This window comes from Rhodopirellula sp. P2, assembly GCF_028768465.1.
Classification (GTDB): domain Bacteria; phylum Planctomycetota; class Planctomycetia; order Pirellulales; family Pirellulaceae; genus Rhodopirellula.
In genome coordinates, this window is record NZ_CP118225.1 from 1060353 (window position 1) to 1071660 (window position 11308).

At 56.6% G+C, this 11308-nt stretch carries 7 protein-coding genes; 4 read left to right on the plus strand and 3 right to left on the minus strand.

Annotated features, from left to right (window positions below; translation table 11 throughout):
- Nucleotides 1-14 precede the first annotated feature (14 nt).
- The 3 genes from PSR62_RS03675 to PSR62_RS03685 form a co-directional block, all read right to left on the minus strand.
- Entirely contained in the window at nucleotides 15-1430 is a 1416-nt protein-coding gene (locus PSR62_RS03675) for a hypothetical protein (protein ID WP_274406475.1), read from the minus strand.
- A 97-nt stretch (nucleotides 1431-1527) separates the two neighbouring features.
- Complete coding sequence (gene bshB1, locus PSR62_RS03680; RefSeq protein ID WP_274406476.1) at nucleotides 1528-2283, minus strand: bacillithiol biosynthesis deacetylase BshB1; 756 nt, start codon at nucleotides 2281-2283, stop codon at nucleotides 1528-1530.
- Nucleotides 2280-4016, minus strand: coding sequence for an outer membrane protein assembly factor BamB family protein (locus tag PSR62_RS03685; RefSeq protein ID WP_274406477.1), 1737 nt, complete (start codon nucleotides 4014-4016; stop codon nucleotides 2280-2282). The genes bshB1 and PSR62_RS03685 overlap by 4 nt, the downstream gene beginning before the upstream one ends.
- Nucleotides 4017-4042: 26 nt before the next feature.
- On the opposite strand from PSR62_RS03685, the gene PSR62_RS03690 reads away from it, so the two are divergent.
- From PSR62_RS03690 to PSR62_RS03705, 4 genes are all read left to right on the plus strand, one after another.
- A complete protein-coding gene (locus PSR62_RS03690; protein ID WP_274406478.1) occupies nucleotides 4043-4954 on the plus strand; it encodes a metallophosphoesterase in 912 nt (303 codons plus the stop codon).
- Nucleotides 4955-5203: 249 nt separating this feature from the next.
- Nucleotides 5204-6817: a circularly permuted type 2 ATP-grasp protein gene (locus PSR62_RS03695; protein WP_274406479.1), complete on the plus strand. Its 1614-nt coding sequence runs from the start codon at nucleotides 5204-5206 to the stop codon at nucleotides 6815-6817.
- Between the two features lie 119 nt (nucleotides 6818-6936).
- Nucleotides 6937-7887: an alpha-E domain-containing protein gene (locus PSR62_RS03700; protein ID WP_274406480.1), complete on the plus strand. Its 951-nt coding sequence runs from the start codon at nucleotides 6937-6939 to the stop codon at nucleotides 7885-7887.
- A complete protein-coding gene (locus tag PSR62_RS03705) occupies nucleotides 7884-11231 on the plus strand; it encodes a transglutaminase family protein (RefSeq protein ID WP_274406481.1) in 3348 nt (1115 codons plus the stop codon). Before PSR62_RS03700 ends, PSR62_RS03705 begins: the two co-directional genes overlap by 4 nt.
- The last annotated feature ends 77 nt before the right edge of the window (nucleotides 11232-11308 follow it).

The window sequence follows — 11308 nt, forward strand, 5'->3', positions numbered from 1 at the left end:
TCGTGCAAAGAACTTCAAACGCCTTCTCGCCGTTGCAGCCAATGACGCCAGTTGTTCGTGTACGCCTCAAGGAATTGATCGGTGGTGGCTGCGTCCCAGGCTTCACGATTCCAGGAGGCGGAGACGCAGATTTGACCCCAGTTGATACAAATCCCCAATGAGACATTCGTCCCCTCGCGGGCTGGGGGCGATCCGAGCGCGTTGCGAAGAGTCGCGTCGCCGATCTGGAGCTGCCCATCGACCTCTGGAAAGAATTTTCTCATCCCTCGCGAAAGATCGCCGGTGTAGGTGAGGACGCTGGTCGTCATCTGCCGGCTGTGACCAATGACCCAGCGCATCAACCGGGGATGCTGAACGGCAGCACTCAAGCCATCCAGGAAATCCATGTGCACGCGGGAATCTTTGATCGCCAGGACTTCCTCGGCGACCTCTTGAACCAACGCATCGACATCACCGCATTGGTCCTTGCGGCGACCCAGGAAAGCAAAACTGAGCCGATTGGAGGCGGGCAAATCCAGGTCTTTTCGTGATCGCAAATCGACTGGCATCATCACTCGGTAGCGGATCGCTTTTCCATCGCCATGCGTCTGTTCCCATTGCTCAAATGTTTGGAACAGCATCGCGATGGCGAGATCATTGACTCGGATCGAAGCGTCGCTGCAAGCTTTTTCAATGGTCGCAGATTCTTCCCTGCTGAACAGAATGTGCCGCAGAGGTTCGCCCAAAGAAGCCTCGTTCGAGACACCGCCTTGTTCCTTGACGGCGGTTGGGGGCTTGGAGAGAACGGCCGGGCGTTGGAAGTGGAAGTAATAGGCATTCCGAATTCGATCCCAGGTGGTCAATTGACGTTTGGGCGGCTTAGAAAGCAGTTCGGTAAAATCATACCTGTCACGAAGACGCTCCGGATTGGGTGCGGATCGCGATGATTTCCGAGACGTTTTTCCGCAGTCAGGATCACCCGTTGCACGCGCATAGCGAGTGAACGTGCCCAAGATCACCTGTCGAATTCCGACGCCGTCACTGCATGCATGATGCACCTGAACATACAAACGGCTGCCTGCTCCTTCGGGCACATACCAGAATCGACAACCTGATTCTTGAAACAGATCGAAGGGTTGTGGCTTGGGATTGCCAGCCGGTCCGGTGGTCAATGGCAGGTCGTCGTTGGTCAGCACTCGCGGTGTGAGATCAGGATCGAAGTGCCAGAACAACCGCTCGCCTTCGCGCACCAATTTGCAGGACAGCAGTGGGTGATCCAGGGCGGTTTCTTTCAGTGCGGTCTGAAGGATTGGCAGTTGCAAAGGCGTTGAAAACTGCAACTCGATGAAATTGACGATGGGACACGATTGCTGTTCGTCCAAGACGAAGAACGTTTCCAGTGGCGTCAGCGGCAATGGAAACAGCGGCTTGGCGGTGTCCTGGGAGGGCATGTCGAAAACCGATGCGTCGAAGAAAAGGGAGCAAATCGCTCAGCAAAACAGGCTACTTCGGTCCCCACCAAATGCAATTTGCGAGTTGGGTTTCTGCTCAGAGCAAATCTCGCAAACTGGTCATTGCAAGCGGTTCCTTCGTTGCAAACGGTTCTCCATATTGTCGATCGATCAGGCGACCCCAGTGAGCGGCATCGTCCCGGAATCGGTCTGTCAGGCTGGGCGGTCCCGGGTCTCGAGCAATGATGAATTGGCTCTCGTAGGCACGGATGGATTCCAGTTTGCGGTCCCATTGTTCCGAAATGTCCACGATCCAGCTGGGTTGCACCGCCAACCGAAGGTGAATGCAGAAGTAGTAGTAGAGGCGTTCAGGATGGTGCCGCGGGCCGGGCATCGGCGTTTTGCTCAGCTTGGCATGAAAGCGAGCCGCTTCGACCAACTGAGTCGCAGCGACGTGGTCCGGGTGTGCGTCATGGAAGTAGGGGGCAAACAACCATCGCGGTCGCAGGCATCGAATGAAGGAGGCGATGTGCTCGCGAGCGGGCAGGGTGGCTTCGACCGCGCGGTTGGTTAACCCCGCGTTGCCCCGCCAAGTCAGCTTCATGATTTCCGATGCGCGAGCGGTTTCGCGGTGGCGAATTTCGAGACTGCCGTGCGGGGTGGGTTCGCCGCTGGTCAGGTCCAACACGCCGACACGCATGCCTTCATCGATCATTCGCATGATCGTTCCGCCCATCCCCAGTTCCGCATCATCGGGGTGAGGAGCAACCACGAGAAAATCCAATGGTTTGATCGTCTCGGGATCGGGGTAGGGATCCGAATTCACGAACTCAGATGAGGTCAGAGATGTCATTGAGGAAGCTCCAGTGCGATGGCTTGGTGTGCATTTCGAACAAGGATCAGGTTGTCGACCACGGTGGGAATGTTCCAGGTCTTGTGTTCCAGAGCAGGGATGCGAATCAGCTCGCGGTAGTCCTCGGGATCAGCAGCGACCAGCACCACTTCCCCGTCCTCGGCTTGAACGACCAAAATATCTTCAACCAAGATCGCTTGTCCTTGCCCAGAACGTTCGCGGCGGGATTGTTCCCACAGACGTTTGCCGGATTCGATTTCAACCGCTTGCAAGGCACCGTTGCTCAAGGCATACGCGATGCCGTTGTGGACCAAAGCGTGATTGAATTTGGTTTTCAGGATTCGCGATGAATGCCAGATTTCATTCACCACGAAGTCGGACGTTTCGGAAGAGGCCGTGTCAGCCGCGGATGGGGTGTCGGCACGCCTGACTTCGATCAACGAACTGCCGCCGCCATAGCCTTTGCCGATCAAGAACTGGTTCTTCCCGGCAGGAATCGCGGCGGCACAGTTCGCACCGGAGTTCGATTTGCCTTCCCAAGGGAACGACCACAGAACTTCGCCCGTGGCAATGTCGTGCCCCGTGATGTCGGCTTCGTTGACCGCGACGATCTGGCGTTTTTCGCCAAGGGTCATGACCATGGGCGACGCATAGCTGATTTGTTGTTCGCCGGCTCGCCAGCGTGTTTCCCCCGTGGCAGCATCCAGTGCAATCAGCGATCGGCCGGCATCCGATTCTGAATCGGGGCCGCCCAGTGGAATCAGGCAGAGGTCGTCGACGATCAGTGGTGATCCTGACCGGCCCCAGGAGATGGCTGCTTCCGAGTCCTCTTGGCTCCAACCCGCGATTTCCAAGAGGTCACGTTGCCAGAGGATTTCGCCGTCGGAGAGGTTCAAACACCAAACGGTTCCCGTGGCACCTTGGGCATAGACCTTTCCAGGGGACAGGTCAGTCGCGGGCATGATGGATGGGGTGGATCGCGGGCCGCCTCCACCGAGTGCTTGAAAATGATTCGCTTCGTGCTCGACCAACCAAAGCAATTGGCCATCGGAAAGTCGATAGGCAGTGACGCATTCCAGCTCACCCCGTTGCTCGAGCGTCACCGCGATGCCATCAGCGACCGCAAACGAGGACCAGCCTTCCCCGATCCCAATGTCCCATCGGCGGGTCACTTGATTGGCGGAAGTGGGAATTGCGAACGGACGTTCCTCCAGAATCCCCGTTCGGTTGTTGCCCAAAAATTCTCGCCACGATCCTTGCGAATCAGACGGATTGGATTCCACCAACGCGTCCTCGGGATTGGCATCGGCCAAGGGGGTCGTTTTGAGGGCGGGTGTGTCCGAGTTTTTGAATCGCCAAGAGAATCGGGGGACCATTTCACCCGAAAAGCTTTCGAATCGAAGGAGAGTGACCGCCGAGAGGATCAAGGCCAGGCAACCAGCCGGCACCCACCACGCTTTCCCCGCCGCCAAACTGGCACGCTGCAATTGGTACAAAACGACCAACAAAGTGATCCCGCCGGCTACCAAACTCTGCAGCAACGCTTTTTGGTAATCGGTTTCGGGGGCTCGTGACTGAATCAGTCCGATCACAATCGCACCTGCGATCAGGGCCACCAAGGCTTTCGAACTGTGTCGGACAACCCTGCCCGCGACGGTGGGCACGGCATTCGCGGTCTCGTACCCTGGAGAGGCCGATTCGTCAGTCGTTGGATCGGGGGGAGGAACGGTCATGGTTGACCAACCCATGCGAGAGAGAAATGTTGAAACGTAGAAAAAAACAGTTGTCAGAGCACGGTAACACGTCGCCCAGGTTGGCGGAATTAGTTCCCGATCCCGATCTCGCTGATCCCGTTCAGCTGGCGTTCATCTCTGATTTACACCTGTTCAGCTCGCGTTGCCACATCGAACGCCACCAGGCGACGATTCGGCGGGCCATCGAGGCCACCGACGTTTGTGTTTGGGGGGGCGATCTGTTTGATTTCTGCTGGAGTCGGCTCGGCGATGGAGATGTTTCGCGAACTGCCGCAATTGAATGGCTGGAAGCCTGGCGAGCCGAGTTTCCGGACAAGGTTTTCATCTATTTGAACGGCAATCACGATGCGCAAGCCTCGTTTCGCCAATCACTTCGGGAGTGGGCGTTGCCGTATCGGCAAGAGAGCGATCCACCACCGGTCTCCGATCCCGGCGGGGTGAACTCGGATTCAGCGGAGCCCGCTCCACATGTTCGCTTGCGATTGCAGCCCGGTGCCGTCCATGTGGATTGGGACGCGATTCGATTGGCGGATTTGTTGATGGTTCATGGGGACGTGATTGAGGGAGGGGGCCATTCCGCTGGTTTGGCCCACTATCGAAACCGGTGGGCACACGAATCCGACAAGTCACCTGCGAATTTGAAGAATGGTTTTTACGATGCGGCGGTGACCGCGCGATTGCACTTGGCGGCAGCGGGCGTCGCTCATCGACGCCGTTCGACGTGCTTGCGATTGCTGCACTGGGCGCGACAGCAGCCGACTTGGTTGCACCATGACATGCAGCGAGTTGTCTTTGGGCACACCCATCGATGTCTCCGCGGTGTCCATGTCGCTGGGATCGATTTCTACAACGGCGGTGCCGCGGTCAAACATGTGAAATTTGAACCCGTGGTTTTGTCGGTTTCAGGCGGTGTTTGAGTGTCTGAAAGACGGGCTTATGGCATTCACCGCGCTGCTAATGCACCGCGGAGGGAAACTTGCCTTCTTTGGTGAAGGACGCTGGCAATTCATGTCATCGCCACCACCCATTGCGATACACTGCAGCGTAATCAGTCAGAGGCGGACTGACCGTGCACCCCAACCATTTCGACGGTGGTTGAGAGGGATGTGTGTCGTCGTGTTTACTCTGTTAACCGGTCTCGTGAACGCGGACTGGCAAATCGCTCCATGCAAAATCAGCCGCAACAAACTCAGTCCCAGATGGCTCAGGCTCAGGCCGGTCAATCTCAAAACGGGCCGATGCAATCGCAATCGCAATCGCAGTCGCAGTCGCAGTCGCAGTCGCAGTCGCAGTCGCAGTCGCAGTCGGGACCGGTGCCGCGTTTAGACGGTTACCAGACCGAGTCGTTCTTTGACGAAGTCGTTGATGAAAACGCTTATGCTCGGCCTGATTCGGTCGCATTGGTGGAATTGATCAACCGCTTGCCACCAGGCGAACTGAACCGTCGTCAGCTGGCGATTGAGCGTTCGCTGTATCAGATGGGCATCACGTTCACGGTTTACAGCGATTCCGCTGGCACCGAAAAGATCATGCCGTTCGACATTGTTCCCCGCATCATCGCACCGGATGTTTGGATTCACATCGACAGTGGATTGAAACAGCGTATTCGCGCGTTGAATCGTTTTTTGTCGGACATCTACAACGAACGAAAAATCATCGAAGACGGGATCATTCCCGCATCCATCGTCGATTCCTGCCCGGCCTACTTGCCTGAGTGCAGAGGCTTGCGTCCGCCGCACGATGTTTGGTGCCATATCACCGGGACCGATTTGGTCCGTGACGACGACGGCAACGTGTTTGTCCTGGAAGACAACCTGCGGTGCCCTTCCGGTGTTTCGTATGTGTTGCAAAACCGTTCGGTGATGAAACGAAACTTCCCCCAAGCTTTTGCGGCCTCGATGGTCCGTCCGGTCAGTGATTATCCGGCTCGGCTGTACCAGATGCTTCGACGAATGGCGCCGAGCGCCGTTGCGGATCCAAATGTCGTTGTGTTGACACCCGGGGTCTACAACAGCGCTTACTACGAACATTCCTATCTGGCTCATCAGATGGGCGTTGAATTGGTGGAAGGACGCGATTTGTTGGTCGAGGATGAACGCGTTTACATGCGAACAACCGATGGTCTGCAAGCCGTGGACGTGATCTATCGACGCGTCGACGACACTTTCTTGGACCCCGAAGTGTTCAATCCCAAGTCGGTGTTGGGCGTCCCGGGTTTGATGTCGGCTTATCGGGCCGGCAATGTGGCCTTGGCCAACGCGCCGGGAACCGGCGTCGCGGATGACAAGGTGGTTTACGCTTATGTGCCGGAGATGATTCGGTACTACTTGGGCGAGGAACCGATCTTGTCGAACGTGCCAACCTATCTGTGCGATCGTGACGAGGATCGAGCCTACGTGCTGGATCACTTGGACGAGTTGGTGGTCAAAGCCGCTGGTGAATCGGGCGGCTACGGCATCTTGATTGGACCGCACGCCACGCCAGAAGAGCGTCAAGAATTCGCCGAGAAGATCCTTGAGAATCCACGCAACTATATCGCTCAACCAACGCTGAGCTTGTCTCGGGTTCCGACCATGGTGGACGATCATCTGGAAGGGCGTCACGTTGACTTGCGGCCTTACATTCTTTGTGACGGTCCCGATGACGTGTGGGTTTTGCCTGGCGGCTTAACACGTGTGGCGCTCAAGAAGGGCTGTCTCGTTGTGAACTCATCCCAAGGTGGCGGCAGCAAGGACACGTGGGTGGTGGCCCAAGCGGGTGAAACGGTCGCTCGGCCGTAACGAACGGGCGGCCGGGTTCCATCCGCACGATGGCTCCGCCGCCTTCCCCCGTATTGTTTGTCGCCGCTTCTGTCGCAATCTCACCGTCGCTTTTACTTTTCTTCGCTGACACCACTGATATGCTCTCACGCGTTGCTGAATCCGTTTACTGGATGAGTCGCCAAGTTGAACGTGCAGAAAACATCGCACGTTTCTTGGAGGTCACTCTGAATCTGATCTTGGATCAACCTGAGAACTTGGTTGATCCCTGGAGTCCGTTGGTGCAAGTCACCGCGGACGAAGAGTGGTTCGAGGAAAAGTACGGCAAGCCAAACAGTCGCAACGTGGTTCAGTTTTTGGCGTTTGACGACGAGTATCCCAACAGCATGGTTTCGTGCTTGCGTGCCGCTCGCGAAAATGCGAGGGGGGTTCGGGAAACGTTGTCGTCCGAAGCGTTTGAACAACTCAACCAGTTTTACCACTTCGTCGGCGAAGCCTCGTCCGCCGCGGCGATGGACCCGACCAGTCAGTTCTTTGACGATGTGCGGAAGCAGACGTTGCTATGGAGCGGCGTGTTTGCCAGCACCATGGCCCAGGACACTGGTTGGCATTTTGCGAACTTGGGTCGGATGCTGGAACGGGCTGACAAGACGTCCCGGATCTTGGACGTGAAGTATTTCAACCTGTTGCCCAACCTGGCCGACGTGGGCACGGCGGTGGACGATTTGCAGTGGTCAGCCTTGTTGCTGGCGATCAGTGGCATCGAAGCGTATCGCCGCGATCATCATCGAATTGAGATCGAAAAGGTCGTCGATTTCTTCTTGTTCAATCGCAGTTTTCCAAGGTCCATCCACCACTGCATCGCCTCAGCCAATTGGTCACTCGGGGAAATCGAAGCAGCCTCGTCGAGCGAGATGACCCGCACCGCTGGTCCCATTCTCGACGCGCTGCAACATCGATTGGCTCACACGCAAGTCGAAGAAGCCCTGGCGGGCGGTATGCATCAATTCGTTGATTCCGTGCAATCCGAGATCAACCGAATCGGTGAAGCTCTTGGTCAAGACTATTTTCAAATCTCGGTAAATTCATGACGATCCGCGTCGCGCTCCATCACAAGACTTCGTACCACTACGAACGACCGATCATGGTCGGACCTCAACAGGTTCGATTGCGTCCGGCCTATCACGGTCGGACCCCGATCGTGTCGTACAATTTGGCGATCTCGCCCGAGGACCACTTTTGCAATTGGCAACAGGATCCGTTTGCGAACCCCGTTGCGCGGTTGGTATTCGAAAAGCCGACGGATCATTTGACGGTTTGTGTCGACCTGGTCGCCGACATGACGGTCATCAATCCCTTCGAGTTCTTCGTGGATGATTCGGCTCAAGGATGGCCGTTCGAATACGATGCGCAAGCCAAGCGGCAACTGGCCAGCTATCTCGCGCCTGTCGAGATGACTTCCAAGTTTGCGAAGTGGTTGGAGACGCTTCCAAAGAAGTCCGAGCGGATCATTGACTTCCTGGTGGATGTCAATCGAGCTGCCCAAGAAAAGATCGATTACAAAATTCGAATGGAACCGGGCGTTCAATCGCCCGAGGAAACCTTGACGTTGTGCAGTGGATCCTGCCGTGATTCGGCATGGTTGTTGGTCAATGCGTTTCGGCACATGGGCATGGCATCGCGGTTTGTGTCGGGTTATCTGATTCAGCTGACCGCCGATCAAGAATCGTTGGATGGTCCCAATGGACCCACCGAAGATTTCTGTGATTTGCACGCATGGACCGAGGTTTACTTGCCGGGCGCTGGATGGGTGGGATTGGATCCGACCAGTGGTTTGATGGCCGGCGAAGGTCACATTCCGTTGGCATGCACCCCCTCGTTCACGGATGCCGCACCGATTATCGGCGGGCATGAACCGTGTGAGGTGGAGTTCGAACACGAGATGACCGTCACGCGGGTCCATGAGGACCCACGCGTGACAAAACCGTATGCAGATTCCACGTGGCAAGAGATCCTCCAGGCTGGGCGTGCGATCGATGAGCAACTGGAAGCCGCCGACGTGCGACTGACAATGGGCGGCGAACCCACGTTTGTCTCGATCGACAACATGGATGATCCGCAGTGGAACACCGATGCGGTCGGCGAAGAGAAACGCGTGCTCAGCAACGTCTTGCTGACTCGGCTTCGTGAACGCTGGGCACCGGGCAGTTTGCTGCACTACGGGCAAGGCAAATGGTATCCCGGTGAGTCATTGCCACGTTGGGCGTTGACCTGTTTGTGGCGTCGCGACGGGCAATCGATCTGGCACGACGATCAATGGATCGGTGACGAAGGGAAGGATTACGGGCACACTCATCAGGACGCGGAACGCTTTGTCAAATCGCTCGCTCGAGAGCTGAATGTCAATGCCCGGATGGCATTCCCGGTCCACGAGGATGTCTTTCACTACTTGTGGAAAGAAAATCGGTTGCCGATCGATGTGGATCCTTCCGATCCGAAACTGGAGGACCCCAACGAACGTGCCATGATGATGCGGACGTTCAACGCGGGGCTGGGGTCACCGGTGGGGTTTGTGTTGCCTGTTCGACGAGCTTGGTGGCAAGCTCGTCCGGGTTGGATCAGTGGCCGATGGCCCGTTCGCAGTGAGCAGGTGTATTTGATCCCTGGTGATTCGCCCATTGGTTTGCGGTTGCCACTGGATCGATTGCCAGTCGCTTCGGCATCGGAAGCCCCGTTCTACACCACACCCATGGATCCCACTGCTCCGCATGGGCCTTTGCCAACTTCGAACATGCCGCGGGGCAACGAGCAGGATCCACGCGGCCAACACCGTGAAGATTCTCGAGAAGAAGGTCGGACACGGATTCATCCTCAGGTCTTGGATGAAGAAGACGATGACAATCTGCCGACCAGCGAAGACGTGGTGCAAACGGCGCTCTGTGTGGAATGCAGGTATGGGCGTTTGTACGTTTTCATGCCTCCGACACAGCGGATTGAAGACTACTTGGATTTGATCAGGGCGATCGAGCAAACCTGTGTGTCGACGCAATTGCCCGTCATCATCGAAGGCTATTTGCCGCCATCGGATGACCGAATTGAATTGTTCAAGGTCACGCCGGATCCCGGTGTGATTGAAGTCAACACACAACCCACGGCATCGTGGGACGCTTTGGTTGAATTGACCGAATCGCTGTATCACGAAGCCCGTAAGTCGCGGTTGGGAACGGAGAAGTTTGACCTGGATGGTTATCACACCGGGACCGGTGGCGGGAACCACATTGTGTTGGGCGGACGCTCCACCAACGAAAGCCCGTTCTTGCGACGACCGGATTTGTTGGCCAGTTTCATTCGTTTCTGGAACAACCACCCCTCGCTGTCCTACATGTTCAGCAGTCGGTTCATTGGTCCGACCAGCCAAGCACCTCGCATGGACGAGGCGCGACAAGACGCGGCCTATGAAATGGAGATCGCACTGAGTCAGTTGCCGCCAACGGAAACCGAGGTTCCACCGTGGTTGGTTGATCGATTGTTCCGTGACTTGATGGTCGATTTGACGGGCAACACGCACCGCGCGGAAATCTGCGTCGACAAACTGTATTCGCCCGATAGTTCGACCGGGCGTTTGGGCTTGCTTGAGCTGCGTGGTTTTGAAATGCCACCCCACGAACAAATGAGTCTGGCTCAGTTGTTGTTGATCCGCTCGTGTGTCGCTGCGTTTTGGCAGCAACCCTACGACCGTCCGATTCAACACTGGGGCACACGTCTTCACGATCAATTTTTGTTGCCGCACTTTGCTTGGCAGGACATCACGCAATTGATTGGGGAACTCAATGCCAAGGGATCGCCGATGTCAGCGGATTGGTTCGCGGTGCATCACGAATTCCGATTCCCGTTGATTGGTGAGATTGTCCTGGACGGAATGCGAGTGGAACTCCGCAGTGCCATCGAACCGTGGTACGTGATGGGCGAAGAGCCGGGCTCGAGTGGAACGACTCGATTTGTCGATTCGTCACTGGAACGATTGCAGGTGTTGGTGGAAGGTTTGGAACCGGATCGCCACGCGTTGATTGTGGCGGGACGGGAAGTTCCGCTGCATGCCACCGGAGTCGCTGGGCAATACGTCGCTGGCATCCGCTATCGAGCGTGGCAGCCGCCTCGCTGTTTGCACCCCACGATTGGTGTTCACACGCCGTTGCGATTTGATCTGGTGAATCGTTCGGCATGTCGTTCCATCGGGGGCTGCACCTATCACACGGTGCACCCGGGCGGACTCAGTCATGAACGGTTCCCTGTCAATTTGAAGGAAGCGGAGTCACGACGTGCCTCGCGGTTCCGTCCCTTCACGCTGACAGGTGGCGAAATCGTGATGCCTGGGTTGCCACCCCGAACGGGGTTCGAGCCGTTCCCGGTCACGATGGATTTGCGACGGAGTTAGAATTCCCTCGATGACCCATCCCAGGGAGGGAGAAGTGGGCGGAAAAGGTGAATTGCATTTGCCGATCTGGTCATTCG